The sequence below is a fragment of the Austwickia chelonae NBRC 105200 genome (assembly GCF_000298175.1).
In the GTDB taxonomy this organism is placed as follows: domain Bacteria; phylum Actinomycetota; class Actinomycetes; order Actinomycetales; family Dermatophilaceae; genus Austwickia; species Austwickia chelonae.
Genome location: NZ_BAGZ01000009.1, coordinates 40,672 through 66,717 on the forward strand (window position 1 = coordinate 40,672; position 26,046 = coordinate 66,717).

Annotated in this window: 22 protein-coding genes and 1 riboswitch; of the genes, 14 read left to right on the plus strand and 8 right to left on the minus strand. The window is 66.8% G+C overall.

The window, feature by feature from the left end; translation table 11 throughout:
- Positions 1-32 precede the first annotated feature (32 nt).
- Together AUCHE_RS09985 and AUCHE_RS09990 are read left to right on the plus strand one after the other, a co-directional pair.
- Positions 33-1,361, plus strand: a complete 1,329-nt coding sequence (locus AUCHE_RS09985) for an FAD/NAD(P)-binding protein (RefSeq protein WP_006503184.1) — start codon at positions 33-35, stop codon at positions 1,359-1,361.
- A 234-nt stretch (positions 1,362-1,595) separates the two neighbouring features.
- Complete coding sequence (locus tag AUCHE_RS09990) at positions 1,596-1,835, plus strand: hypothetical protein (RefSeq protein ID WP_006503185.1); 240 nt, start codon at positions 1,596-1,598, stop codon at positions 1,833-1,835.
- A 56-nt stretch (positions 1,836-1,891) separates the two neighbouring features.
- Here AUCHE_RS09990 and AUCHE_RS09995 read toward each other — a convergent pair whose 3' ends face one another.
- Positions 1,892-3,124: an MFS transporter gene (locus AUCHE_RS09995; RefSeq protein ID WP_006503186.1), complete on the minus strand. Its 1,233-nt coding sequence runs from the start codon at positions 3,122-3,124 to the stop codon at positions 1,892-1,894.
- Positions 3,125-3,219: 95 nt separating this feature from the next.
- Between AUCHE_RS09995 and AUCHE_RS10000 the strand changes: the two genes are divergently transcribed.
- The 3 genes from AUCHE_RS10000 (at position 3,220) to AUCHE_RS15715 (ending at position 5,967) form a co-directional block, all read left to right on the plus strand.
- A complete protein-coding gene (locus tag AUCHE_RS10000; RefSeq protein WP_006503187.1) occupies positions 3,220-3,915 on the plus strand; it encodes a PIG-L deacetylase family protein in 696 nt (231 codons plus the stop codon).
- Between the two features lie 110 nt (positions 3,916-4,025).
- Positions 4,026-4,523: a hypothetical protein gene (locus tag AUCHE_RS10005; RefSeq protein WP_006503188.1), complete on the plus strand. Its 498-nt coding sequence runs from the start codon at positions 4,026-4,028 to the stop codon at positions 4,521-4,523.
- 217 nt (positions 4,524-4,740) lie between these two features.
- Complete coding sequence (locus tag AUCHE_RS15715; RefSeq protein WP_006503189.1) at positions 4,741-5,967, plus strand: hypothetical protein; 1,227 nt, start codon at positions 4,741-4,743, stop codon at positions 5,965-5,967.
- Positions 5,968-6,104: 137 nt separating this feature from the next.
- On the opposite strand, the gene AUCHE_RS10015 is transcribed toward AUCHE_RS15715, so the two are convergent.
- The 3 genes from AUCHE_RS10015 to AUCHE_RS10025 all read right to left on the minus strand — a co-directional run bounded on the left by AUCHE_RS10015 (position 6,105) and on the right by AUCHE_RS10025 (position 10,161).
- On the minus strand, positions 6,105-6,911 hold the full coding sequence (locus tag AUCHE_RS10015) for a DeoR/GlpR family DNA-binding transcription regulator (RefSeq protein WP_006503190.1): 807 nt from the start codon (positions 6,909-6,911) through the stop codon (positions 6,105-6,107).
- 131 nt (positions 6,912-7,042) lie between these two features.
- Positions 7,043-7,714: a fructose-6-phosphate aldolase gene (locus tag AUCHE_RS10020; protein ID WP_006503191.1), complete on the minus strand. Its 672-nt coding sequence runs from the start codon at positions 7,712-7,714 to the stop codon at positions 7,043-7,045.
- A gap of 11 nt (positions 7,715-7,725) precedes the next feature.
- Positions 7,726-10,161 (minus strand): glycyl radical protein, encoded by a 2,436-nt coding sequence (locus AUCHE_RS10025; RefSeq protein ID WP_006503192.1) that lies wholly within the window; start codon positions 10,159-10,161, stop codon positions 7,726-7,728.
- Between the two features lie 138 nt (positions 10,162-10,299).
- On the opposite strand from AUCHE_RS10025, the gene AUCHE_RS10030 reads away from it, so the two are divergent.
- The 8 genes from AUCHE_RS10030 (at position 10,300) to AUCHE_RS10060 (ending at position 21,590) form a co-directional block, all read left to right on the plus strand.
- Positions 10,300-11,133 carry a glycyl-radical enzyme activating protein gene (locus AUCHE_RS10030; protein ID WP_006503193.1) on the plus strand — a complete coding sequence of 278 codons (834 nt, stop codon included), beginning with the start codon at positions 10,300-10,302 and terminating at the stop codon, positions 11,131-11,133.
- Positions 11,134-11,142: 9 nt separating this feature from the next.
- On the plus strand, positions 11,143-12,480 hold the full coding sequence (locus tag AUCHE_RS10035) for a DUF4921 family protein (protein ID WP_006503194.1): 1,338 nt from the start codon (positions 11,143-11,145) through the stop codon (positions 12,478-12,480).
- A gap of 14 nt (positions 12,481-12,494) precedes the next feature.
- A complete protein-coding gene (locus AUCHE_RS10040; protein WP_006503195.1) occupies positions 12,495-13,316 on the plus strand; it encodes a thioesterase family protein in 822 nt (273 codons plus the stop codon).
- A gap of 950 nt (positions 13,317-14,266) precedes the next feature.
- Positions 14,267-15,976, plus strand: coding sequence for a thioester domain-containing protein (locus AUCHE_RS10045; protein WP_040322134.1), 1,710 nt, complete (start codon positions 14,267-14,269; stop codon positions 15,974-15,976).
- Positions 15,977-16,285: 309 nt separating this feature from the next.
- Complete coding sequence (locus tag AUCHE_RS10050; RefSeq protein WP_006503197.1) at positions 16,286-17,137, plus strand: PhzF family phenazine biosynthesis protein; 852 nt, start codon at positions 16,286-16,288, stop codon at positions 17,135-17,137.
- Between the two features lie 812 nt (positions 17,138-17,949).
- Positions 17,950-18,339, plus strand: coding sequence for a peptidase inhibitor family I36 protein (locus AUCHE_RS17910; protein WP_407639827.1), 390 nt, complete (start codon positions 17,950-17,952; stop codon positions 18,337-18,339).
- 72 nt (positions 18,340-18,411) lie between these two features.
- Positions 18,412-19,077 carry an ABC transporter ATP-binding protein gene (locus AUCHE_RS10055; protein WP_006503198.1) on the plus strand — a complete coding sequence of 222 codons (666 nt, stop codon included), beginning with the start codon at positions 18,412-18,414 and terminating at the stop codon, positions 19,075-19,077.
- The gene (locus AUCHE_RS10060) at positions 19,074-21,590 is read left to right on the plus strand and encodes a hypothetical protein (protein WP_143115225.1); all 2,517 of its coding nucleotides are present in this window, start codon (positions 19,074-19,076) and stop codon (positions 21,588-21,590) included. The genes AUCHE_RS10055 and AUCHE_RS10060 overlap by 4 nt, the downstream gene beginning before the upstream one ends.
- A 34-nt stretch (positions 21,591-21,624) precedes the next feature.
- Here AUCHE_RS10060 and AUCHE_RS10065 read toward each other — a convergent pair whose 3' ends face one another.
- The 3 genes from AUCHE_RS10065 to AUCHE_RS10075 are packed head-to-tail and all read right to left on the minus strand — an operon-like array spanning position 21,625 to position 24,702.
- The gene (locus tag AUCHE_RS10065) at positions 21,625-22,344 is read right to left on the minus strand and encodes an energy-coupling factor transporter transmembrane component T family protein (RefSeq protein ID WP_006503200.1); all 720 of its coding nucleotides are present in this window, start codon (positions 22,342-22,344) and stop codon (positions 21,625-21,627) included.
- Positions 22,341-23,939: an ABC transporter ATP-binding protein gene (locus tag AUCHE_RS10070; protein ID WP_040322208.1), complete on the minus strand. Its 1,599-nt coding sequence runs from the start codon at positions 23,937-23,939 to the stop codon at positions 22,341-22,343. The genes AUCHE_RS10065 and AUCHE_RS10070 overlap by 4 nt, the downstream gene beginning before the upstream one ends.
- Before the next feature lie 31 nt (positions 23,940-23,970).
- Positions 23,971-24,702, minus strand: coding sequence for an ECF transporter S component (locus AUCHE_RS10075; RefSeq protein ID WP_006503202.1), 732 nt, complete (start codon positions 24,700-24,702; stop codon positions 23,971-23,973).
- Between the two features lie 130 nt (positions 24,703-24,832).
- Positions 24,833-24,937: riboswitch (TPP riboswitch) on the minus strand.
- A 186-nt stretch (positions 24,938-25,123) separates the two neighbouring features.
- Between AUCHE_RS10075 and AUCHE_RS10080 the strand changes: the two genes are divergently transcribed.
- Positions 25,124-25,402 (plus strand): DUF4235 domain-containing protein, encoded by a 279-nt coding sequence (locus AUCHE_RS10080; protein WP_006503203.1) that lies wholly within the window; start codon positions 25,124-25,126, stop codon positions 25,400-25,402.
- 69 nt (positions 25,403-25,471) lie between these two features.
- Here the strand turns inward: AUCHE_RS10080 and AUCHE_RS10085 are convergent, their stop codons facing one another.
- On the minus strand, positions 25,472-25,957 hold the full coding sequence (locus tag AUCHE_RS10085; protein WP_006503204.1) for an Lrp/AsnC family transcriptional regulator: 486 nt from the start codon (positions 25,955-25,957) through the stop codon (positions 25,472-25,474).
- Between the last annotated feature and the right edge of the window lie 89 nt (positions 25,958-26,046).

The following is a 26,046-nucleotide window of genomic DNA, read 5'->3' on the forward strand; positions in this document are numbered from 1 at the left end:
GGTGATTCTGGAAGAATCCGGAGGATCACCGAATGGAAGGGGCCCCCGCCATGCGGATCGGGATCCTCGGCTCCGGGGCGAGCGCGACCCTCCTGGCCACCTCCCTGGCACGATCCGGCGAAGAACTCGACCTCTTCTGCTTCGACGACCACCCCCTGGGTTCGACCCTGGCCTTCGACCCGACGAGCGAGGCCGGGGAATGCAATACATCCGCATCGGTGAACCGTTCGTACCTGCGCGGGCTGGGGGCGAATCATCCCGAGACGGACCCGGAGGTCTTCCCACCGCGGTGCACCATCGGCAGAGAGATCGTCCAGGCCGCGGCCGAAGTGCGCGGATCCCCGACGACCGCCCTCCACGAGAACCTCGGCAAGGTCGAGACCGCCGAGCACTCCCCGTCCGGGATCACCGTGCACCCGCAGGACGGCACCCCGGTGACGGGCCTGTCGCGGATCTACCTCTGCCGGGGCCTGAGCGAACCGAAGATCCCGGCAACCTTCACCCATATCGCCGACCATCCGGCGGTGGTGACCGACCCGTACCCTCTGTCCGACACCGTCACCAGGCTGACCGGGCAGGACGTGCTGGTCGTCGGCACCAATCTCAGCGCCGTCGAGATCGCCCTCGAGCTGGTCGACCACGGAGGCACCGTGACCATGGCCTCCCGCCAGGGGCTCCTCCCGAGCGTCCGGCGGGTACTGCCCGACGACCCGGACCTGATGGCCGAATGGCGTCGTCGTCTCGCCGGGGACATCCCGTCCTCGGCCGAGGAGACCGCAACCCTGATCGTGCGGAGTGCCGCAGAGCTCGACAGACCGTTTCCGACCGACGATCCGACGAAGACCCCACGGAAAGACCTGCTAGAGAAGGAGATCGATGACTGTGACCGCGAGACGCACTGGTCGGAGCTGATCATCCCCCTCGCTCGGGTGCTCAACCGGTCCCCGGAAGCCGCCCGTCCCGGCAGCGAGGCGATGGAAGGGCCGCCGCTGCGCCGGTACACGAACGCCATCCCGCTCGACACCGCCTGCCGACTGCGACAGGCCCTGACCGAGGAGACCCTCCGGATCACGACGATCGGGCCACTCCTGGAAGCCGGGGAACTCGCCGACTTCCGGTTGGACGACCTGGACCGGCCACGCCGATTCGACGCCGTGGTCCTCGCCTGCGGGTGGGAGCTCCCCGGGCCGGTGCCGGGCCTGCCCGACCGGTGGGTGAGTGGCCGCTCGTCGGATCTGCGGCGGACCGGGCCGTGGGCCGTCCCGATCGGCATCGAGGCCCATGACGTCCTCGCCGTCCCCAACGGGCTGTTCGCCGCCGAGGACCAGATCCGCGGACTGGCAACAGCCGGCCTCCTGTAAACCCAAGTGCTCCAACGCAATCCACGCAGGCATACTCGAAAAGTGGCCTCACCGGGCAGCCCGCCCCCGCCCGTCACCCGGAGCGGACCGTCCGGCGCGCCGCAGAACCCGCACACCTGGCCGAGAAGCAGCCGCAACCGTACAGTCGGAAGGACAGCCCGCCGTCGGGTACCTCCTCCGCTCCGAGGAGATCCGCAGGGCTCGGATCCGACGACGGTGAGGAGAGTCGACCTGATGTCCCCCCGAAACCCGGTGTCCCTCGGCATGACCCGACCGCACAACCCCGAGACCGCCGCGATGTCGCACCCAGAACTACGCAACCTGGTGTTCCTGTGCCTCGTCCTGAGCGCCTCCTTCTTCGCCTGGGCCACCTGGGTGGCCAGCAGTGGCGCCTGGCAGGCGATCCTCTACATGGCCACCGGCGCGCTGCTCATGCTCGCCCACGAGGCCGCAGCCGGGATACGACGCCCCTGAGCGCGATTCGCCACCACCACAGGCCACCGTCGTCGGCCCCGGACACGACCAGAGGCTCAGGACCGCCCAACAACCGTTCGGGACACGCGCACCGGCGAGCTCTCCCGGGCCGGTACCCAGGCGACGACCGCGGCGAGGGACAGCACCGCCGTCATCCCGAAGGCCCAGCCGAAGCCGTACCGGTCGGCGACCAGACCGGCCAGCACCGGCCCGAGGATCGACCCGGAGTCCAAGGACATCTGGAAGGCCGCCAGCACCTTCCCGCCGTTACGGTCGTGACCGACCACGTCCGCCACCGCGGCCTGTTGCGCCGGACCGATCGCCCCCGAACCGACCCCGGCCAGCAGGGAGACCGCCAACAGCACGACCACGCTGTGGGAAAGCCCGATCACCGCAGTGGCCGCCCCATTGATCAGCAGCCCGCCGAGCACCAAGGGTTTACGCCCGACCTCGTCGACCAGCCGCCCGGCCACGGGCAGCATCACCGCGTTACCGACGGCGAAGACCGTCAACGCCACCCCGGCCCAGCCGACACCCATCCCGGGCACGGTGCTCGCGAACAACGGCAGCAGTGCGACGCGCAGGCCGAAGTTCGCCCAGCCGTGGCAGAAGGTCGACACCATCAACGCCCGGTAGGCATTGTCGGCCCAGGCCTCGCGCACCGTCATGACCGGCAGTACCGGCGTGCCCGGTTTCGGCCGGAGCGCCTCCTCGCCGAGGAAGGCCGCGACCACACCGGCCGCGGCCAGCAGGGTCAGGGCGTAGACCACGAAGGGCACCCGGAAACCGAAACCGGACATGGCCGTGCCGAGCACCGGTCCGAGGATCCCGCCGATCAGGAAACCGGAACCGTACAGGCTGGACACCCGTCCGCGGATCGTCGGCGGAGACAGGCGCACGATCAATGCCGAGGCCGACACGGTGAACATCGTCGACCCGACTCCACCCAACCCGCGGAAGAGCAACAGCTGCCAGTAGCCGGTGGCCAGGGCGCAGGCACCGGTCGACAGGGCGACGATGAGGATCCCGGTCAGATAGACCCGTCGTTCGCCCAGTCGGGCGATGAGTTGTCCGCTGGTCGGGGCGAAGAGCAGTCGCATCAGGGCGAAGACGCTGACGATCGCGGCGGCGGCCTGGACGCCGACGTCGAAGCTGTGCGCATAGGCAGGCAGGATCGGAGAGACCAGGCCGAAACCGATGGCCACGAAGAAGGCCGCGGCGACGAGGACCCAGATCTCCCGAGGGATGGGCGGGCGGATGGTTTTCTCGGCGGCAGGGGTGTCGTTCATCTCATCTGCCAGTGTGACGGACGGAGCCCACGGGTACCTCGTCGACAAGCCGCCCCCGCCCCGAGGGGGTCTTCCCGAGCAGCGAGGAGCACCACATGGACGCGTCCGAGGTATCCGGTGAGGACCGGCACGAACTCCCACGCTGGGCGAGGGTGCTCGTCGTCGTCGCTCATCCCGATGACGAATCCTTCGGGTTGGGTGGGCTGATCGAGGCCTTCACCGGTACGGGAGCACGTGTGCACGTCCTGTGTCTGACCAGAGGGGAGGCGTCGACCCTGGGCGGAGACGCCTATCCGGATCTGGCCGCGGTGCGACAGCAGGAGTTGGAAACGGCCGGGCGCGAGCTGGGGGTCGACGGGGTCACCCTCCTGTCGTACCCGGACGGTGCCCTGGGCGGGATCCCGGTGGAGGAGCTCGTCGCGGTCGTCGGGAGGGCGGTCGACGGGCACGGCCCCGAGGGTCTTCTCGTCTTCGACGACGACGGGGTCACCGGCCATCCCGATCACTGCGCAGCCACGGCCGCTGCGGTGCATGCCGCGGCGGCGCGGGCCTTGCCCGTCCTGGCGTGGACGATGCCGGTCGAGGTCGCCGAGGAGCTCAACCGGTCGTTCGGCACGGCGATCAGCGGTCGGTCCCGGGAGCAGGTGGACCTGGTCGTCCGGTGTCCGAGGGAACGGCAGCTGCGGGCGGTGCATGCCCATACGAGCCAGGCCGTTCCGGGCAGTCCGTTGTGGCGTCGGCTGGAATTGTGCGGCGACGTGGAGTGGGTGCGTTTCCTCACTCGCGGGTGAGACCCGGGCCCCAGACCTGCACATTTCCGGAAAACTCTTTAAAGGCAAGCACTTCCACCGATAGGGCACTGTCAGTAGTCCGTCTCGGGCACCTCTTCCGGAGGCATTGCATGCGCATCCCCCCTTCGTCGCACCCGCAGCCGAACCCCCGTGAGCACGCCGCCGCGACCCCGCCGCGCCCCACCTTGGTGCCGGTGACGGAGCCTCCGCCGCAGGAGGCCGTACGTCGTACCCACCGGGTGGAGCGCGGCTCCCAGGTGGAGCAGCGCACCGACCGTTTCTCCGTGCTCAACGATTTCCGTTATCTGACCGATTCGGACAAGACGATGCTGTCGGAGGTCACCGGGGAACGTATCGAACCGGGATTCACCGACCGGGCGGGCCCGGCGAGCGCTTTCGCGCTGCAGTTGGCCTTGGACCGGCGCACCGGTCAACTGGCGCCTCATCAGGAGGTCACCAGTGTGTACCTGCGGAATGCGGCGGAGTCCTTGGATCGGGCGAACGAGGGCCGGCGGGGATTCACGAACCCGTACTCCGGTCAGATCTTCGACCAGGCGATCTCCTGGTTGGATGCGCACGGACGGGCCCGTGCGGACATCCGATTGTGACTGCCGTCCCACATTGAGCGCCATCCCCGCTCCTCGATGAAATAGCGAATGTTATTCTGTCGCAACATATTCGCTACGTCGCTCCGGCGTGCGGAAACAGGCGTGCCCAAGAGGACGTTCTGCTCTCTCGGGGGCCTCACATGACATCTCGTCACGCCTGCCGCGCACTGCCCGTCGACCCGGTGGATCCCTACCGCACTCGACCTGAGGAATCGCCTTGAAGCTCCCTGTCACCACATCGCTGGCCGTCACCACGAGCCTGCTCCTCCTCGCCCCGATGGCCACCGTCGCCCAGGCCGCCGAGGACAAGTCCGAGAAGGCCGGCACCGCGGCATCCATCGAGAGCGACATGGAGGCCCTGCAGAAGATCACCGCCGAATACCTCTCCAAGCACTACGGGCTCGACAATGACACCGCCAAGAAGCGCGTCGCGGCCCAGGACGAGTTCAGCAAGGAAGCCAAGAAGGCCAGCGACGAACTGAGCGGCGACTCGGCCGGCTCCTACATCGACCAGAAGCGCGGCGTCCTCGTCGTCCAGGCCACCAAGGACGAGGCCAAGAACAAGGTCAAGGGCAAGATCAAGGAGAAGGACACCGAGGTCAAGGTCGTCTCCCGGTCCATGTCGACCCTGGAGAACCAGGCCAAGCAGCTCACCGACAAACTCGGCGACAAGCTCGTCTCCGCCCGGATCGACGTGCAGAACAACCGCGTCGTCGCCACCGTGAAGAAAGACCAGGTCGACCCGGCCAAGGACAGCGCCAAGGGCATGGACGGCGTCGAGGTCGAAGGCACCGACGCCGTCATCACCCCGCAGAAGAACATCTACGGCGGCCAGCAGATCGAGTTCAACGGCGGCCGATGCTCCATCGCCTTCAACGCCACCAAGGACGGCAAGGACGTCTTCATCACCGCCGGACACTGCATGTCCGGCCGTAGCCCCTTCACCCACAACAACCAGCCGCTGGCGACCCCGGTCGCCGGCGAGTTCCCCGGCGCGGACATGGGCTACGCGGCCCTGAACCAGGGCTGGACCGGACAGCCCGGCGTCGACAAGTGGAACGGCCGCGGCGTCGCGGTCCAGGGCAGCGAAGAAGCCCCCGTCGGGGCGGCGGTCTGCAAGTCCGGCCGGACCACCCAGTGGACCTGCGGAACCATCCAGGCCAAGAACGTCACGGTCAACTTCAGCAGGCTCAAGGGCGGCGGCACCGACCGGATGACCGGCCTGACCCAGGCCAGCGCCTGCACCGAGCCCGGTGACTCCGGCGGCGCGTGGATCTCGGGCACCCAGGCCCAGGGCATCACCAGCGGTGGAGCCGGACGTCCCGGACCCCAGGGCCGGAACCTGTGCATGGAGAAGTTCGGCCGGCCGAATGTCGCCTACTTCCAGCCGCTGAAGCCGGCACTGCAGAAGTACGGCCTGCAGCTGAAGACCCACAAGGGCTGATCCTCGACAGACCCGGCCGGGTGGTCGTCCCCACGCTCCTGCGGGGACGACCACCCGGTGTCGCATTTCCCGGCCCCGAACGCACCCGCGATGACGAGATCACCTCGGCAGGACGTCGACACCCCTGAAAGGGCTGCTCACCCGCGGGGGTCGGCGGGCACGACCCGGACGTCGACACCCACGCCGCGCAGACCCTCGACCGTGGCCGGGGCGATCCCGGCATCGGTGAAGACCCGGCGAACAGCGTCGGCCGGCAACAACCGGAGCGTCCCCGGACGGTCGAACTTGGCCGACTCGGTGAGCACGACGACGTCGCGGACCTGCCGGGACAGGGCCTGCACGGTCTCCACACGCATGACATCCCGCCCGGTGAAACCGACCCCGGGGGCGTAACCGTCGACCCCGACGAACATCTTGTCGATGTGGAAGTTCGCGGCGCACTGCGCGGTGAGTCCCCCGACGAGGACCTGCGACTCGGGTTGGAAGATGCCCCCGAGGAGGATCACGTCGGCGTGGGGGCTGCGCCGCACATAAGCCGCCAGGAAGGCCGAATTGGTGACGATGGTGACCCCGCGGGGCGCCGAGCACAACTCTTCGGCCAACAACACACAGGTCGAACCGGATTCGATCAGAACGGTCTCCCCGTCGGACACCCAGCGGGCGGCCTCCTGGGCGATGCGTCTCTTCGCCGCGTGATGGTACGCCAGCCTGGCCTGGACGTCATCGCCCGAACCGGCGACGGCATAACCGTGTTCCCGGCTGAGCAGACCTCGCCCGGACAGGTCGTCGAGATCCTTCCGGACGGTGACCTGGGAGACGCCGAGCAGTTCGGCGAGTTCCTGCACCTCGACCCGTTCCCGTTCCATGACATGCTCCAGCAGGCGGGACTGCCGCAGGTGTTTGGGCTGCGGGCCGGTCGGTGAGCTGCTGCGGGCCGGAGGCACGATGCCGGGTGTCCTTTCGTCGCCGGGTGGGGCGGGCGCCCGCGGACCTCAGGTCCTGGATCGGGCACCCGCCCCTATCTTGCCCGGTCCGAGAGGTGGGCGGTGTGCATCAGGTACGGCCCGGCGTGCGCTCAGGGCAGGGCGTCGGTGCCGTGGACCGACCGCCAGTCGGCGGCGAACGCCTGGACGGCCCCGTCGACGACCGGTGAGGCGAGAGTCTGCCGAAGCAGCGCCGGGGGCACGGTCACCGCGTGGGATCCGGCGGCGAGCGCCGTACACACCTGGGCGGTGTTCTTGAAGCTGGCGGCGAGGATCTTCGCGGGCGAGCCGTCGCGGGCGATGACATCGGCGAGGGTGTGCAGGGTGTCGACGGCGTCGATGTCGAGATTCTCCATGCGGTTGACATAGGGGGCGAGATAGTCGCAGCCCGCGGCGACGGCGAGGAGTCCTTGCACCTTGGTGTAGATGGCGGTGGCGGTGACGGCGATGCCTTCGGACTTGAGGGTCCGGATGGCTCGTAGTCCGGCTTCGGTGAGGGGCACCTTGATGTGGACGCGGTCGTCGATCCGGGCCAGGATCCGGTGTGCTTCGTCGACGATGCCGTCGGGATCCTGGGCGAGGACCTGGACGTGGAGGGTGCGTTCGTCGCCGATGAGTTGTCGGACGGCGCGCATGTGGGCGTACAGGTCGACGGCGCCTTCGGCTTTGAGGATGGTGGGATTCGAGGTGATCCCGGCGCACGGGTAGATGTCGACGACTTCCTCGATGACGGCGAGGTCCGCCGTGTCGAAAAGGATTTCCATGTCGGGGCCTTTCAGAGGCACTGTTCGGTGCGGGCGATGATGTCGTCCTGGGTGGCTTTGGAGAGCACGTTGAAGAAGGCGCTGTATCCGGCGACTCGGACGATGAGGTCGCGGTGCTTCTCCGGGTGGGCCTGGGCGTCCAGCAGGGTGTCCCGGTCGACGACGTTGTACTGGACGTGGAATCCGTCGAGTCGGTTGAAGAAGGCGCGCAGCAGCATGACGAGTTTGCGACGGTCCTCCTCCTTGGCGAGCATCTGCGGGTTGACCTTCTGGTTCAGCAGGACGCCGCCGGTGATGTCACGGGTGGGGAGTTTGCCGACGCTCTTGAAGACGGCGGTGGGTCCGTTGACGTCGGCGCCGTGGGCGGGTGAGCATCCTTCGGCGAGGGGGACTCCGGCGTTGCGTCCGTCGGGGGTGGCCGCGGTGCTTGCGCCCTGGGGGACGTTCGCGGAGATGGAGGAGGTGCCCGCGTAGTAGGTGCCGCCGATCGGTCCGCGTCCGTACCTGGTGTTCTTGCCTTTGAGGATCTCGTCGATGGCGATCTCGTAGGCGTCGACGAGCAGCCGGTCGACGTAGTCGTCGTCGTTGCCGTACTTGGGTGCGGCCTGGAGGAGTGCTTGGATCTCGCGGCCGCGTTCGCCGGCGAAGTCGTCCTGTAGCGCGGCCCAGAGTTCGCCGGTGGTGACGCTGGCGTCCTCGAAGACGCATTTCTTGATGGCGGCGAGGGCGTCGCCGAGGTTGGCGATGCCGACCTGCAGGCCGGAGACGAAGTCGTAGACGGCGCCGCCTTCCTTGAGGGGGCGGCCGCGGCCGATGCAGTCGTCGGTGAGTGCGGAGCAGAGGATGTCGGCGACATTCTCCTCCAGTGCGGTGTCGGCGGCCGCGTCCAGGACGATGCACTGTCGTTGGAGTTCGCGGACGGTGACCTCCCAGGCCGTCATGACCTCGTCGAAGGAGGTCATCGCGGTGAAGTGGGTGGTGGGGCTGGTCAGTCTGGTTCCGCTGGCGGGGTCGACGCCGTCGTTCATGGCGATCAGCAGGGTCTTCATGAAGTTGAGGAAGCTCATCCCGGTGCATCGGTATCCCCATTTTCCGGGGACGGCGACTTCGACGCAGCCGATGGCGGAGAAGTTGTAGGCGTCTTCCTCGCTGACGCCTTTCTCGACGAGGGAGGGGATGATGACCTCGTCGCTGTTGAGGGCGGGCATCCCGAAGCCGAGGCGCATGACCTCGATGCATTCGAGGAGGAAGTCGTCGGACAGTCCGTGGTGGTAGCGGACGGTGAGATTGGGTTGGGGCAGGCGGGTCTGGGCGACGGAGCGCAGGACGAGCCAGGAGGTCGGGTTGACCGCGTCCTTCCCGTCGGTGGTCTGTCCGCCGATGGTGACGTTCTGGTAGAGCGGGCCGCCGGCGGAGAACCGGGTGTGCGACCAGCCGCGGATCTTCGCGACGGTGAGGGTCTTGAGCCACAGGTTGGTGAGCAGTTCGACGGCGCGGTCCTCGGTGATCCGTCCGGCGGCGAGGTCGGCTTCGTAGAAGGGGTTTAGGTATTGGTCGAAGCGGCCGTAGGAGAGCGAGTGCCCGTTGGATTCGATCTGGAGGGCGAGGTGGACGAGCCAGACGGACTGGACGGCCTGGTGGAATCCGGTGGCGGGGTGTTCGGGGACGACGCGCAGGTTCCGGGCCATGGTGGCGAGTTCGTCGCGGCGGGCGGGGTCGGTCTCGTCGGCGGCGAGGGTCTCGGCGAGGTCGGCGTAGCGGTGGGCGAAGGCGGTGACGGCGTCGAGGGTGATGAGGACGGCCCGGTAGAAGTGGGACGAGCGCAGGGCGCCGGGTCGGGTCATGTCCAGGTTGTCGAGGCAGGCCTGGGTGCGGGCCCGGTAGCCGGCGAGTCCTTCGGTGAGGACCTGGGAGTAGGAGATGGCGATGTGGGCGTCGCCGGAGGTGATGTTTCCTTCGGGGTGGATGAGGCCGAGGTCGTAGAAGCGGCGGCTCTCGGGGGGCATGAGGGCCAGGCCGCGGTCTTTGAGGGTGTTCTTGTGCCAGTAGGGGGCGATGCCTCGCAGGTCGTCCTTGGCCTGTTCGGTGATGGTGAACCGGTCGCCGGGGCGTCGGTCGAATTCGTCGAGTTCGGCGATGACCCAGTCCATCGCGTATTCGGGCATGATTGGCGCGGCCCGGTTGGTGGAGGCCTGGTTGCCGGCGATGAGGGTGGCCGGTTCGATGTAGATGCTCATGTGTTCGAGGACGTTCTTCAGCATGAGGGCCCGGCGGATGACCATGGGTTCGTGCTGGTGTTCCCGGTAGGTCTGGGTGGTGAGCAGTGCTCGTTCGACGCAGACCGAGGGGGTGGTTCCGACGAGTTCTTCGCGCCAGGCGGCCATGCGTGGGGTGAGCGTCCCGAAGTGGCTGGGTGGGGTGTCGGTGGGGCGGGTGTCGGTGGTCATCGTCGGTTCTCCTTGGTGAGGTGGGTGCGGGTGTGGCCTCGACCCGGCATCCCTTGATACTCCACTCGAAAGAGCTTACGGTTTCGAATGAAAGCTCACAATGGGTCCAACGACCCGACCCGGCGATGCGGAGACCCCATGCCCCCACCTTCAGGCCGCATCTTCAACATCCAGAAGTTCTCCCTCCACGACGGCCCCGGCATCCGCACCGTCGTCTTCCTCAAGGGATGCCCCCTGGACTGCCAGTGGTGCGCCAACCCCAACAGCCGCGTCCTGCAGGCCATCCCCATGCGCGATGCCACCGACCCCCGCCTCAGCGAGGACGACAGCCGCCTCTACCCCCTCGACGACGTCGTCCGACGCTGCCTCCAGGACCTGCCCTTCTACCAGGAATCCGGCGGCGGAGTCACCCTCTCCGGCGGCGAACCCCTCGTCCAACACGCCTTCGCCACCGCACTCCTGGCAGCCCTCCAGGCCGAAGGCGTCCACACCGCCATCGAAACCACCGGGCACATCGCCCCACGCATCTTCACCCGCGCCCTCGAACACTGCGACCACGTCATCATCGACGTCAAACACCACGACCGCGACGCACACCGCGCCTGGACCGGCACCTCCAACGACCTCGCCCTGACCAATCTCACCCACGCCCTCGAGCGCGACCTCCCCGTCTGGGTACGCATCCCCGTCATCCCCGGCGTCAACGACAGCCTCGACGACGCACGCGCCTTCGCCGCACTCCTCACCGACCGCGGCGTCCGCCAAGTACAACTGCTGCCCTTCCACCAGATGGGCGAACGCAAGTACGAACTGCTCGGCTGGGAGTACGCCTTCCTCGGCGTGCCCTCCACCCACGAGGAGGACCTCGCCGACTTCCGCGCCGAGATCGAAGCCCACGGCGTCCGGGCCGGTTTCGACGCGCCGGACAGCCGGACGGAGAGCACCCGGATCGGGGCGACCAGGAGGTCGTAGGCTACGAGCGTGTCCCAGCTGTACTCTCCGCCACCGGAACCGCTCGTGACGATGTCCGACGGAACCGTCAAACAGATCAACCCGTTCACCGGGACGGAGGTCTGGACCGTCCCCGGCCGAGGGCACCGGCCCCTGGGCGCACCCGCAGGCACGGCCCGCCCCCTCGCCGCCGAATCCGACGGTCGACACTGCGCCTTCTGCCACCACCGCTACCTGGAGACCCCGCCGGAGAAGGCCCGACTGGTGCACGACGAGGACGGCTGGCGCACCCTCACCCGACTCCCCGCAGAGGAAGTCGACCACACCGTCGCCGAATTCCGACGTATCCCGAACCTCTTCGAGATCGTCTCCTACCACTACTGGCATGCCAACTACGGGTACACGATGCCCACCTCGGTGGAAGAACACCGACAGGCCTACCTGGCCTCCCCCGCCGGGCGGGCCCACGTCCTGAAGGTCGCCCGCCAACGATGGACCGCCTCGGGCAACACCGAAGCCGACTGGTCGACCCTCTCCACCGAGGAACAACTCGCCCAGACCGTCGGCTTCTTCGGCGGCGGACACGACGTGATCGTCGCCCGCCGCCACTACGTCGACGGAGCCACCGGCGAGGACCAGCTCGCCAGCTCGGGAACCCTCACCGCCGACGAACACGAGCACTACCTGAAGTTCACCGTCGAAGCGATGCGCGACCTGTACTCGGCGAACCGGTACGCCCGGTACGTCGCGGTCTTCCAGAACTGGCTCAAACCCGCCGGCGCCTCCTTCGACCACCTGCACAAGCAGCTCGTCGCCATCGACGACCGCGGCGTCCAGACCGAGCTGGAACTCCAACGGCTGCGCACCAATCACAACCTGTACAACGAGATGGCCGTCGACTACGCCGGTTACCACAACCTCATCGTGGCCGAGAACGACCACGCCATCGCCTTCGCCGGATTCGGCCACCGCTATCCCACCCTCGAGGTCTACTCCAAGAGCCGGAACTGCCGCCCCTGGGAGCACACACCAGCCGAGCAGCGCGCCATGTCGGATCTCGTGCACGCCTGCCATGCCGCAGCCGGACCGTCCGTGCCCTGCAACGAGGAATGGCACCACCAACCGGTCGACGTCGACCTGCCGATGCCCTGGCGGATCCTCGTGAAATGGCGCGTGTCCACCCTGGCCGGGTTCGAAGGCGGCACGAAGATCTACCTGAACACCATCGACCCGTGGAATCTGCGGGACCGCATCGTCGCCGCCCTCTACGCCCTGCGGGACGACGGCCGGATCGACCCGGCCACCTCCATCGCCACCGAATGCACCTGCACACCGAATTCGCTGCGCTACAACCCCGTCCTGCACTGAGCCGGAATGGCATCGTGGCTGGGGTGGCCCTGGACAATCCCGCCGGACTCGACGACACCACGGACGCCTACTTCCTGCCCCGGGGCGACGGGCTCTTCGCCCCGACGCTGCGCACCCAGGGCGCCTGGCAACCCGCCGAGCAGCACATGGCCCCGGTGGCCGGGCTGCTGGCCCACGTGATGGAATCCCACGACTCCCGCCCCGACCTGCAACTTTCCCGGGTGACCTATGAGATTCTCGGCATGATCCCCGCCCGGCCGTTCGGTATCCGTGTCCGTACGCTCCGGCCGGGACGGACCATCGAACTGGTCGAAGCGACGATGAGCACCGACGGCCAGGATGTCGTACGGGCCACCGGGTGGCGGCTGTCCCGCCAGGACACCAGCGAGGTCGCCGGCGGTTTCTGGGATCCGTTGCCCTGCCCGCAGGATTCCCGCCCGTGGGACGGGACCCGGGTGTGGGGCGGCGGTTTCATCGACTCGTTGGAGTTCCGGGTGGTCCGTGACGGCCGCCCCGGGCGGGGCGCGGCCTGGATCAGCACGTCGACCCCGCTGATCCACGGCGTGGACGTCAGCCCGATCGCGCGTTTCATCACCTTGGTCGACACCGCCAACGGGATCGCGACCCGGGCGCACCCGCAGGAATGGATGTTCCCCAATACGGACCTGACGATCCATCTGTTCCGCCATCCGACACCAGGATGGGTCGGTTTCGACACCGAGGTGCTCTTCGGGGAGACCGGGGTGGGTCTGACCTCGTCGAAACTGTTCGACGAACGCGGCGCCGTGGGGCGGGCGGAGCAGATCCTCACCGTCCGGGAGATGCCTACGCGGTGACAGCGGGGCGGTCTTGGTCGGCGCGGGGGCCGGCCCGAACCGCTGATCGGGTTGGGTGGAAAGGACATCCGGGCAGCACTCGCCGTCGGCGCTTCCCGTCGTTAACTTCGGTCTCCGGCACTGTGATGGGGAGTTCCCTTGTCCTCCGAGGGGATCTTCACCACCGAGCCAAAGCGCTTTACGTCACCTTGACCCTCCTGAGAAGTTCTTGACTGGACGAGCGTACGGATCCCGGCGGAGTATGGAGACACGGCAAGGGCACGACGCCGTGAACCACCTCGGGAGAAGAAAGCATCAGCACACTTTCTCCCAGAAAGACAGCGGTCGAAGATCTGACTGATCTCATGGGGATGAGACCACGAAAAGAATTTCGCACCGCCGGGGAGCTCTCGCCGTTCAGGAATGGGAAAACCTGGCAGAGCAATGGGGAAACTGGGGAACATCGATCGCATCGGGAAATGCGCACATCGATGCTAAATATGGGGAAAGCATCTGGGGAGATGCATCAGACGCGAAAGCGCGGCCCGTCGGGAAAGAAACCGACGACAGGCCGCGCTTTCGCACATCCCGCGACTGGACAGATCTTGATCCTTGCAGCTCAGATGCCCACTCCCCCTACCCTGCCCACTCGACGAACTCCCCAAGGTCATGACGCACAGGGGCTCACATTCCGCCGACATCGAGCCGCCATTTCTCCTGACCCAAAGCCCATATAGAGCCCAATCCAGAACGGCCTCAACCGACCCAAAGAAAGCAATATCAGAATTTGCCATCTGCACCTTCGACAGTGCAGACTTGAGAGCGAAGGGAGCGCGCTACAACACAGAGCGACGCCTCGGATGCCCTCGAAAGGCATCACTCGGCTCACCGATGGGGATCGGTGAACAACCGAAGAGGCCGCCGGCGGCGCAGCTCCCCAGGGGAAAAGTTTTCACATGGGGGAAAAAATCATGGTCTTCTCGACCGCTGCGCAGAAACGCGCCCGCACATTCGCCGCCGCCAGCACTCTCGCACTGGCCGTCGCCGGTCTCGGCTTCGGCACCCAGCACGCCCACGCCGCCACGCCCGAAGGCACGCTGACCGGAGACAGCCACACCGACAAGGCCTACGACATGAACTTGGGCTGGTTGCCCACCAGCCTGATGACCCTGACGCCCGACGCCGGGGGAACCGTCGCCGTCTACTGCATCGAACGCGACACCCCCACCTATCCGGACGGCACGATCCGTTACGAGGCGCACGGCTGGGACACCTACGAGCGCAACGCCAACTGGAGCGCCGTCTCCGGCAAGGTCGCCTGGATCCTGACCCACTCCTACCCTCGCCTCGACACCGCCACCGTCCTCAAGGCCTCCGGCTACCAGGGCACCGCCGACACCTCACGGATCGTCGCCGCCACCCAGGCCGCCATCTGGCACTACACGCAGGGCTTCGAGCCCGGCCAGAAGGCCGGCGCGCCCAACCAGTTCGGCACCAGCAGCTACAGCGCAGACAGCGGGATCAGTGACGAGGCAGCCCTCTCCGTCTACCGTTACCTCGTCGGCAATGCCACCGACGCGGCCGCACCGAAGCTCTCCGTGTCCCTGACGCCCGACAACCCGGCCCGCGGCGCGGACGGTCTCTTCGCACCGGTGACCCTCAAGACCACCAATGCGGCCACCGTCAACGCGACCCTCCCGGAGGGCGCCACCGTCTCGATCGACGGCAAACCGGCCACCCTGCCGGCACAGATCGCCCAGGGTGAGCACACCATCGACGTGACCGTGCCCGCTGACACCGCCACCGGCAGCACCACCATCACGGCCACCTCCACCGGAGAGGCGGCACCGGTCGGCACCATCTGGCAGAGCACCAGCGGCAACTACCAGTCGCTGATCACCGCGTCCTCGCAGAGCACCACCGCGCAGGCCTCCACCACCCTGTCCTGGACCAAGGCCGAGGCCCCCGCACCGGCCGTGGAGACCCCGCAGTCCGTGGAGAGCCCGAAGACGCAGACCCCGGCCCCGGTCGCCGAGCCGACCACCGACGCCCCTGCCCCGGTCGCCGAACCCACCACGGTCGAGACCCCGGCACCGGTCGTGGACAGCCCGAAGACGGAGGAACCGAAGGTCGAGGTGCCGAAGGTCGAGGTGCCCGTCGTGAGCCAGCCTGCGCCTGCGCCCACCGCCACCACACCGCAGGTCGAGCGCCCGGTCGAGATCGTCCGGGACGAGACCCCGGCGCCGGTGAGCACGGCCCCGGTCGCACAACCCACGACCGAGACCCCGGCACCGGTCACCACCACGCCGGTGCCCACGGTGCCCACCCTGGAAGAGACCCCCAAGGCCGAGGAGACCCCGAAGACCGAGCGGCCCACGACCGAGGCGCCGGCCCCCGTCGCCACCACGCCGGTACCGAGCACCACCGCCGCACCCACCGTCGACAACCCCGCCGCGCTCCAGGCACCGGGTGCCGCATCGCCTGCGAACCCCCTGTACGCGCCGAAACCGGTTGTTCCTCAGCAGGTGCGCACCGCTCCCGCGGCGAAGGCAGCGGCTGCCACCCCGGCGCGCACCCTGCCGTGGACCGGCTCCCATGACATGGCCCTGGCCCTGATCGGCATCACGCTGGTCGGTGCCGGCATCGGCGCCCTGGCCTACGCCCGCCGCGGCCGCGCCTGATTTCCCCCCAGAAAAGCGGTGCCCACCCGGACGATCCGGGTGGGCACCGCGCTTTTCGCCCTCCGACTCCCCTCCAGCACCCCGTCACGCGTCGTCGCTCTCGTTGCACTGCACGCACTGACGAAGAAGCCCACCACTGTGAGCCTGTTTTGGTGGCTGTGAGCCGCGTTGAACGCGGCTCACAGCCACCAAAACAGGCTCACAGTCAGCATTTCGGGCACGGCTTCACCCTGCAGGAAGACTCCCCGCAGGCAGGCCGCGAGCACGTCACGGCCCGTCCCCTCGTCGCCGGGCAATTAAAGTGCAGGGATGGACCTCACCTACCGCCTCATCAATGTGTTCGCTTCGAGCCAGGATCCGTTCTCGGGTAATGCCGTCGTCGTCGTGGAGAACGGCGCCGACGTCAGCGACGAGAACATGCACGCCGTGGCTCGTCAGATGAACCTCGAGACCGTCTTCGTGAAGTCCGTCTCCGAGGAGGGCGCCGAGATCCAGTTCTTCTCCCCGGAAGGACGCGGACGCTTCGCCGGCAGCGCTTCCATCGGCACCGCGCACGTCGTCGACCAGATGTTGGGCTGTCCTCGACGCCAGCTGACCCTCAGTTCCGGACCGAACAGCGAGCCCACCACCATCACCCCTTACGGGCTCGACAACTGGCGGGTGCAGGCCCGCCAGGCGCAGAGCCGCAAGCTCAAGTCCAGCCCCCAGATCCTGGCTTCTTTGGTGGGCCTGCCCACTACGGCGATCAACGACGAGGTCATGGTCATCGACTCGGGTCGTTCAGGTGTCGTCCTCCCGGTGAACAGCGGCGCCGATGTCGCCAAGACCTACCTCGACGCCCGCATGCTGCACAGCTACGCGATGCTCCTCAACACCGAGCCCCAGGTGTACGTGTGGGCCCGTGAAGACGAGAACACCATCGTTTCTCGTATGTTCTACGGACCTGGTGGTGGTGTCCTCGAGGTCGCTGCCACCGGTTCGGGTGCGGCGAACCTGGGCCACTGGCTGGCCGCGCACGGCGAGAGCGGTTCCTGGCGGGTCAACCAGGGCGCCGCGGTGGGTCGTCCTTCCGTGCTCGACCTGGATGTCCACGAGGACCACACCGTCTTCGTCGGCGGCCACGTCAACCAGGTCGCCGCCGGAGTGCTCTCCATAGCTTGAACCGAAGCAGGCCCGGTCCGGATCTGGCACGCAGGATTTTCTCCTGCGTGCCAGATCTTTTCTTTTAAACAGGTTTTCAATCCGTCGCTCCAGACAATACTGCCGGCGCCGAGTTCACTTAGACTGCCCTTCTCCGCAAGGTGCTAAGCCACGAGTTCGATTTGCAAAAGAGCAACTATTAATCGCTGCCCACAGCCATCCCGCGGAAGTCTTCCGGAATCTGCACGAGCAGCTCATCATCAGCCTCAGGGCGCCCAGGTTTCTTTACTCCACTGGCCACCCTTCGGCCCGCAGGCATCACTCTGACCTGGAGAAAACCTCCGCCTTCCCTACGGGCACCCCTCAGCCACACTTTTCGCGACCACCAGCGCCATGAACCTCGGACCATATCGGTATTTTTTATAAAAAAACTCCGAACAAGCGAACACTTCATCGCCACTCAAAGCCATATCAAATGGCAATAATTTATTCTACCAATATCCCTTTTGTGCTATTTATTCATTTTGTCGTTAATATATCATCATCTCAATATGATGGCGGGTCGCAGAGTTTCCTATATTCGATGATCTAATTTTTCCCATGCGCCTTGACTTTCAACCCTCTCTTGCTACAGTTTCCCGAGGAAAGTTATCGGCGTATGCGATAGCATTGGGCGTAAATCTAAAAGGTGTAGTCTGAAGTCAGTTCGCCGAAGCAGCGAGAACTTCTCGAGAGCAAACATCACGCTGATCGCGCTCCGATAAGGAGATTTCCTTGCATCCACAAGTCACCACATGGCCAGCAGGTCAACACCCACAGAAAGGCACAAGATCATGAAACGAGTGGCTGCCGCCGTCGCCATCACTCTCGGCGCAACACTAGGAGTGGCAGTACCCTCGTTCGCCGCGTATAACGAATGCCCACATCGAGCCGTCTGCTTTTGGAACGATGTTAATTTCGTAAACGGCGGGGGAGGCTCCGGGTTCAGCTGGCGACAGCCAGGCGGGCCGCTACAAAACATCTCCTGGCGGAACAACGACAGGCTCAGCTCCTGGGCCAACAGGAGTAAGACGCGAGCTGCAGCATATCGAGACGCAAACGGGGGAGGCTGGTGCATGAATATGGCTCCCGAAGGAAAATCTGGGTGGGTAGGGGAGCAGTGGAACGACCAGGTGTCCTCCTGGCGCACCAACGGCGGGTGCGGAGATTACCCAGCTCGTTGACAGAGCCTGTGAACTTCACCGGATGCGCCGACCCAGGTCCACGGGTCGGCGCATCACATTGAGAGGAATCCCGTGATCGCTATTCAAAGTCTGTCGAAGTCCTATGTTTCCAGGACAGGGCCGGTACCGGTGCTCTCCGACATCGAGATGTCCGTCGAAGCAGGAGAACTTGTCGCACTCATGGGCCCTAGCGGTTCGGGGAAAAGTACACTGATCAAGATATGTGCCGGACTCATTATCGGTGACACCGGAAAAATCGATATTGTCGGTCAAGATCTGACTCGTCTTTCGGCGAGGCAGCGGGCTCACCTGAGACTCAAACATATCGGTGTCGTCTTTCAGGATCACAACCTCCTGCCCGAGCTCTCGGCCGTCGAAAACGCCGCTCTTCCCTTACGGGCCCTCGGAATCAGGCGTCGCGCAGCGCTCGAGGAAGCCCAGGAAGCTCTGACCGCTTTCGGCCTGGAGCATCTGGCTGCCCGTCGTCCTACTGATATCTCCGGCGGTGAACAACAACGGGTCGGTATCGCTCGCGCTCTCGTCGGCAATAAGAGAATCCTCTTGGCCGACGAGCCCACCGGTGCTCTCGACCGGCAAACCAGCCACGATGTCTTCGCCATGCTCCGTACTGCAGCTGACAGCGGTGCCGCCGTCCTCATCGCTAGTCACGACCACGCTGTCACAGGATGGTCCGACACCGTCGTCACCATCGAAGACGGGAAGCTGGCTACCACATGACCTGCGCCGATGAGCCACGGACATATCGTGCTGTTCTCAGCTGGAGTATCGACCAAGCAGCTCGGCGTCGCACCACGGGGTGGGCCACCTGGTGGGCATGGGGAATGTTCTTCCTGGCCTGCACCACCATCGCCGCGTTGATGCACCTCTCAGCAGCAACCCGATTGTCCCCCTCCCAACAGAACCTGAAGGCACTCGGCGCCTACGAACGCTCAGCCACCATCAGCGTGGGTGCCTGCGACAGCAGCCGCTGCCCAATCACCACCACGATGACCGAAGCCGTCCACCAAGGAGGCGGACGTTCCCCTCTCGTCACTCTGCGCTCCGGTACGATCCGCACCGACATCCAGAGCATCGGCTCAGTCGCGCCCCTCGAAGCACCTTGGGCACAAAACCCCTTGCCTGAGCGATACCGACTCATCTCCGGACGCTGGCCCGCCACCGTCGGTGAAGCCGCGCTCCCTGCGACACTGAACGGCGCTGTTCCCGATTCGGGGACACTCCCCATCTACGGCGGAACCGACACCTACACCGTCGTCGGCACCATCGAAGATGTCTACGCCCGCGATGCCCGCGATCTCTTTGTCGCTCCAGGGACCATAGACCGAACCTTGACCGCGCTTCAGAAACAAGGCAATCGGTTCTCCCGCCCGGAGATCATCGCCACCGTCCGATACCACGGCGGTGACGCCCACGCCATCCACGGCATCCTGGCCGATCGTCTCAGCAGCATGACCGGGATCGACAGCGGATCGATCCGCGCCGACCTTGCACAACAACAGTTCCAAGCTCTCCCTACCCATATCGACTGGGCACGGAAGGCGGCACGCTTCTCCTGGCTGACCGAATGGGTTCCGTTGATCGGTATTCCACTATTAGCGGGTTTTACCGCGAATCTGGTCACGCTAGGACGTGATCGGCGCGGCAACCAGGTACTCGCCGCACTCGGCGCCCCCGTCGCCCCGGTCGTCCTCATCGGAAGCGCGTTCTCTCTCGCTATCACCGCCGGTCTCGCCACGCTTGGCACTCTCGTCGGCGACCGAGTCGGATACGCCCTCCGTCCGATACTCGAAACCACCACCAATCAACCGTTGAGCCCTCCGCTCTCACCAGGCTTCCTAGTACTGAGCATCACTGCAGCCGGGCTCGCCGGAGTCACTGGACGAGTCGCCGCCGATCTGTATGGGCTCTGGCGGGTCTCCGGGCATCGCCTGCCGCTGCCTTCCGGGCGGTTCTGGGCAGTGCTATTCACCAGTTTGCAATATCTCACCTTGATCGTGGGCTCAGCCTGGCTCTTCGCCACCATCACCGGAGGGTCTCCCTCTACCACCCGAGAAACTGAACAACGAGTCCTGATGGTCTGCGTCCTTCTGTCCGTCATGACCGGAATACTCCTGTCCTGGATGCAGGACAGAACCGGGATCCTCCCCCTCCCCCTGAACCTAACCGTACGACGGCTGCACCGCACGCCTGCCCTCACCGCAGCCACCGTTACCGTCACCATGCTCTGCACCTCGATGCCGATCTCCCTGGGCATCTCCCGTGCCACCAGCGAGTACTACATCGCTCTGACCCAAGTCTCCTCGGTCGCTCCTGGGCAGGTCACCTTGGGCTACAGCCATATCTACAGAAAAGGCGTTCCACCCCAGGTGCGAGCCGACTTCGAGCAATACACCGGGTTGAGATCTCCGATATCCATCCGCAGCGCCCGTATTTCCTCAGGCATGATGCAAGGGCTCCCGTTGGTCGTTGACACCGCCCACGACGTCGAACGGCTCATCGGCCACCCTCTTACCCCCGCCCAGACTCAAGCTTTCACCAATGGTCAGATCCTTGTCTTCGACTCACCTAAGAACGAGATCGCCGACGGCCAGATCCTCCAGATGGAAAAAGAATCAGAGGAAAAACCCACCCCAATGCGAGTCACCCTAGTCGGTGATATTCCCGAAGCCTACTCCCGGGAATATCTCGGGGTCGTCGCCGCCGAACAGGCCCGGAAAGACCGCTGGTCTTTAGACGCTCGCTACTGGGTGTACACCGATGTCGGTGCCGTCCAAAACACCGCCGCGCTCAAAGCCCCCCATGAACGACAGTTCGACCCCCTATTTGTCCACGTCCACACAGCGCCGAAAAGCATCCCGCTCCCAGCCTCGATCAAACTGACCGGCAACGTTCTTACCGGTTTCTTGGCTATGCTCTCCTTGGCGCTGACCATCGGTCATATCACGGCTTTCCGTCCCTATCGACGCAGTCTGCATGCTATCGGTGTCCGTACCCGGCTACTCACCGTCACCGTCACCGCCACTGTGCTCGTCGTCGTAGCGATTCCCGTCGCCGTTGGCCACACCGTCGCAGTCCACGCCAACCAGATCATCTTGTCGAGCAATATCGAAGATCCTCGCGGCGCCCGGGTGCCCTGGGAAGACGTCCACCACTCCCTCACACTATGCCTCGCACTCGTGCTGACCGGACTGGTCGTAGGGCTCCTCATCGACCTGCTCCGCCGAGAATGACCGGCCCCAGCCGGGACACCACTCCGTCGTCCCCTTACCAGAACAGTCCCGGCCCCACCGGGGCCAGCGCCAGCACCACGGCGATCGCCATCAGGGTGCTGTCGGCTGCCGTCCAGGGCGCCGGTTCGGCCCAGGTGCGGGGACGGCCGGTCAAGACCGGCGCGGAATATCCGCGGGCCTCCATGGCGATGGTCATCCGGCCGGCTTTCCGGATCGCTTCGACGAACAGGGCGAAGACGAGAGCGATGTAGTGGCGGATGCGGGCGGCGAGACTGCGCCCGGGGGCCAGGCCACGGACGCGGCGTACCCGTTCGGCGTCGGCCCATTCAGTGCCCAGGTCGTCGAAGCGTTGCAGGGCGGCGACACAGGCCAGGACGGGGCGAGGCGGCATCCTGAGCCGTTGGCCGAGGTGATCCCCCACGGTGAAGGGGTCCAGGTAGGAGGCGAAGACGATGCCGGGGACGACGAAGTAGGCGACCCGGAGCCCGGCGACGACAGCCGGGGCGAGAGCGTGTTCGGCGGAGAGCAGCCAGTTCGACCAGATGATGGAGACCACGGCCAACGCTGCGGGGAACAACCGCCACAGCGGGAACCCGGTCCGTCCGACCACGACGGCCACGGTCAACGCGCACAGACCGGCGCACACCGCTGCTTCGCGGATCCCGTCCATGAAAGGAACCCCGGCGATCAGGACGAAGGAGGCCCCCACCAGGGAGAGCGGGCCGCAACGAGCGAGCAGACCCCACGGATTCACCGGGTACCTCCGCTTCCTGGGCCGGCCGGTCGAGGTCTCAAACGCCCGCGGGTCAGGTGGTGGACGTCGTCGGCCAGCCCGGTCAACAGGTCGTCGTGGGTGCTGGCGACGACGGCGCATCCGGCGGTGCGTGCCGAGGACACCAGCCCGGCGACCACGGCCCAGGTGTGGCGGTCCTGACCGACGGTGGGTTCGTCGAAGGCCACCAAGGTGGGGCCGTGGACGAGAGCACCGGCGACGGCGAGACGGCGCAGTTCACCCCCGGAGAGCCGGTAGGGGTGTCGGCTGGCTGCACGGGCCAGACCGAGGACGTCCAAGGTGGCGTCGATCCGCCGGGCCGCGGCCCCCGCGTCGCTGACATCCCGGCCGAGTGCGTGGGGGGTCGACAGCAGGCAGTCCCGAACGGAACGGGTCGAGGTGATCGTCAGTTCGGCGCGTTGCGGCACCCAGCCGACCCGGGCGGCCAGCTGCGCAGAATCCCAGCGGTGGAGTTCGGACGGGGCGCCGTCGGCCCAAGCGGCGTCGGCACGGACCTGCCCGCCGGTGGGTCGGTCGATGCCGGTGAGGACCCCCAGCAGGGTGGATTTCCCAGCCCCGCTGGTGCCGCGCAGTGCGGCGGCGCGGCCTGCGGTCAGGGTCAGGTCGACTCCGTCGAGGGCGGTGACATCGGGTTCGGCCCGGCGGATCACCCGTAGCCCGCGGCGGGGCCGGTGTACGACGCGGACGTCCTCGGCGGTCACCAACGTCTGCCCGGCGGAGACGCGCACACCGGGCCAGGGGGTGCAGAGCTCCTCGGGGAGCGCGAGTGCTTCGGGGGCGGGCGCACCGGGCACCCACAGTCCGGCGGTGAGGAGTTCACCGGTCTGCTCGTCGAGGGTGCGGCGGACGGGGCCGTCGGCGATGATGCGACCGTCGGCGCCGAGGACGACGAGGCGGTCGACGACGTCGACCCATCCGGTGAGACGGTGTTCGACGACGATGAGAGTCGCCCCGGCTTCGTCCGCTGCGGCGACGACGGCGTCCCGGACGGCCCGGGCCGAGTCGTCGTCGAGCATGGAGGTCGGTTCGTCGAGGAGGATCACGCGGGGCCGCAGGGCGATGATCCCGGCGAGGGCGACACGTTGGGCTTCGCCGCCGGAGAGCGCCGAGGTGGCGTGGCCGGGGCCGTACCGGATGTCCACGGCGGCGAGCGCGGCGGCGATCCGGGGGTGGATGTCGGTGCGGGGGATGCCGAGGTTTTCCAGGCCGAAGGCGACGTCTCGGCCGATGGTGCCGGCGACGCGGGCGTCGGCCGGGTCCTGGACGAGGAGACCGACCCGGCCGTCGCCGGCGCGGGTCGGGTCGTCGTCGATGGTGACCGTCCCGGTGAGGGTGCCGGGGTCGACGGTGTCGACGACTCCGGCGAGGGCCCGTAGCAGGGTGGATTTTCCTGCGCCGCTGGCTCCGGCGATCAGGATCCGTTCGCCGGGTTCGACGTGCAGGTCGATGCCGTCGAGGATGGGTCGGCGTCGTCCGAGCGGGGTCCAGGTGAGTCCGCGGATGTCGATGGCGGCGCCGTCGCCGGGGCGTCGGTCTGCTGTCGGGGGTGTGTTCACGGGTGCGGCCGGGTGGGTTGTGTCCACCGGGTCAGCCCTGTCCGGGCCGTCCGTCGGGGCCGGTGGGTGCCGGGTCGTCCTGGTCGTCCTCGAGGTCGGCGGTGAGTCGTTCTTCGCCGGGGGGGAAGGCGGTCAGGGCGCCTGCGGTGGCGAGTGCCCTGGTGAGGGCCCAGGCGCCGAGTCCGGCGATGACTGCGCCGGAGGCGACGCTGAAGGTCAGATAGGCGAGTTTCCAGGCGGTGGAGTATTCGACGACGTAGACCCACCATTCGTAGAGGACGACTTCGCAGATCGCGGCCATCGCGCCGGCGGCGATCGCGGTGTCGGGTCGCCAGCGGCGCCACCGGTAGAGGGCGACGACGATCTCGACGCCGAGGCCTTGGAGTGCGCCGGAGATCATGACGGTGGGGCCCCATTCGTTGCCCAGGAGCATGGAGACGTTCGCGGCGACCAGTTCGATGAGGAGGGCTGCGCCGGGGCGGCGGACGAGCAGGGCGCCGAACACTGCGGGGAGCAGCCAGACGCCGATCAGGGAGGCCGAGGCCGGGGGGAAAGCTTGGAGGGCGACTTTCAGCGGGGGGTAGAGCACGTTGTTGAAACCCCAGAAGGCGACACCGAAGGCGACGCCGAGGACGGCGAGGGTGACCAGGTCGACGGCTCGCCAGGCGAAGGGGCCGCCGCGGGCCGTTCGGGTGGCGGTCACCGCGGTGCCGGGTCTGTCGGTGGCGTCGCCGGTGGGTTTCGCCGCGTCGTGGTCGGTCATCGGTTCGTCCTGTCTTTGCGTGTCTGCTCGTCGACAGGGTCGCGTCGGTCGTTCCCGGCCCGCGGTGTCCCGGGCCGGCCGGGGCGTGGGTGCTGGCTGTGGGCGACCTGCGGGTGGCTGCAGGCGGGTTCGTCCGAGATTCCCGACTCCCTACGCCGGTGCGAACCGGATCAGGTGCGAGGGTCTGCGGTCGTGCCGCACTCTCAGCGCCGGTGGCGCTCCCCTGTCGTATCAGGACGAAACCTACCGCAGTGGGCTCGTCCTGTGCACCCTGCTTGTTCAGGTGGCGGGTGTCCGGTGGTGGCCGTCCGGACGGTGTCGGCCCTGCGCGGACGAGGGGCGGCGGCGGGCTGCGCGTGCTGGCAGACTGATCCAGGAGATCCGGCTCCGGTCGGATGCGGCCGATGAGAGGAGCAGTACGTTGGGCGAGAAGGTGTTCAAATACGTCGGTATGGGTGCCGCCGTGGGCGCTGCGGCTTTCGCCAGGGTCGTCACGGAGAAGGGGTGGCGTGCGGTGATGGCGTCCGATCCGCCGTCGAATCCTGAGGATCTCGACACCGAGCTGTGGGAGGCCTTGTTGTGGGCGGCCGCGTCCGGTGCGGTGATCGCTTTGGCCCGCATGTACGCCACTCGGCAGTGGACCCGTTATTACGCGAAGTCGACTGGTCATCTTCCGGCGAATCCGAACGACATCAGCTGATCGGTGGTGGTGGGCGGTCGTGAGTTTTCCCGCCGCCCGCCGCCCGCCGCCGACGGTTTCTTCAGGGGGTCAGTCTTCGGGGGTCCGCCACAGGCCGGGGGTCTCCACGTCGGCGAAGACCAGCCAGGTGCGGCTCGATTTGACGCCGGGGATCGACTGCAGCTGTTCCAGGACCACGTCCCGCAGGGTCGCGTTGTCCGGTGCCCGGACGAGTACCAGGACGTCGAATTCCGCACCGACCAGGGCGATGTGTTCGACATGTGGCACGCGGACGAGGGCTTCTCGGACTTCCCGCCAGGTGTCCTGTTCGATGGACAGGGAGACGTAGGCGGAGGTCGACAGGCCGGCTTTCTCGGGGGCGACCTGGGCGGTGAATCCGGTGATGATCCCGGATTCGGTGAGTTTCTCCAGCCGGGAGTACGCATTGGCCCGGCTGATGTGCAGTCGTTCGGCGAGGGCCCGCATGGACAGGCGTCCGTCGTCGACGAGTGCGGCGATGATGGCCCGGTCAGTCGGGTCCAGAATCGGCTCCGGGGGCGACGAACGGTCGCGCATCGACTCTCCTTCGCTCCGAACGTCTCGTATTCACGGGAACTGTTGAGCCGAGCGTACGTCGCCGGACACGATCGGGAGACATCGACCGC

Coding starts and splice junctions, on each gene's coding strand:
- AUCHE_RS10050 (WP_006503197.1), top strand. CDS start 16,286: ATGGACCTCACCTACCGCCTCATCAATGTGTTCGCTTCGAGCCAGGAT.
- AUCHE_RS17910 (WP_407639827.1), top strand. CDS start 17,950: ATGAAACGAGTGGCTGCCGCCGTCGCCATCACTCTCGGCGCAACACTA.
- AUCHE_RS10025 (WP_006503192.1), bottom strand. CDS start 10,161: ATGACCACCGACACCCGCCCCACCGACACCCCACCCAGCCACTTCGGG.
- AUCHE_RS10075 (WP_006503202.1), bottom strand. CDS start 24,702: ATGACCGACCACGACGCGGCGAAACCCACCGGCGACGCCACCGACAGA.
- AUCHE_RS10030 (WP_006503193.1), top strand. CDS start 10,300: ATGCCCCCACCTTCAGGCCGCATCTTCAACATCCAGAAGTTCTCCCTC.
- AUCHE_RS10000 (WP_006503187.1), top strand. CDS start 3,220: ATGGACGCGTCCGAGGTATCCGGTGAGGACCGGCACGAACTCCCACGC.
- AUCHE_RS10085 (WP_006503204.1), bottom strand. CDS start 25,957: ATGCGCGACCGTTCGTCGCCCCCGGAGCCGATTCTGGACCCGACTGAC.
- AUCHE_RS09990 (WP_006503185.1), top strand. CDS start 1,596: ATGTCCCCCCGAAACCCGGTGTCCCTCGGCATGACCCGACCGCACAAC.
- AUCHE_RS10005 (WP_006503188.1), top strand. CDS start 4,026: ATGCGCATCCCCCCTTCGTCGCACCCGCAGCCGAACCCCCGTGAGCAC.
- AUCHE_RS10020 (WP_006503191.1), bottom strand. CDS start 7,714: ATGGAAATCCTTTTCGACACGGCGGACCTCGCCGTCATCGAGGAAGTC.
- AUCHE_RS10045 (WP_040322134.1), top strand. CDS start 14,267: ATGGTCTTCTCGACCGCTGCGCAGAAACGCGCCCGCACATTCGCCGCC.
- AUCHE_RS09995 (WP_006503186.1), bottom strand. CDS start 3,124: ATGAACGACACCCCTGCCGCCGAGAAAACCATCCGCCCGCCCATCCCT.
- AUCHE_RS09985 (WP_006503184.1), top strand. CDS start 33: ATGGAAGGGGCCCCCGCCATGCGGATCGGGATCCTCGGCTCCGGGGCG.
- AUCHE_RS10060 (WP_143115225.1), top strand. CDS start 19,074: ATGACCTGCGCCGATGAGCCACGGACATATCGTGCTGTTCTCAGCTGG.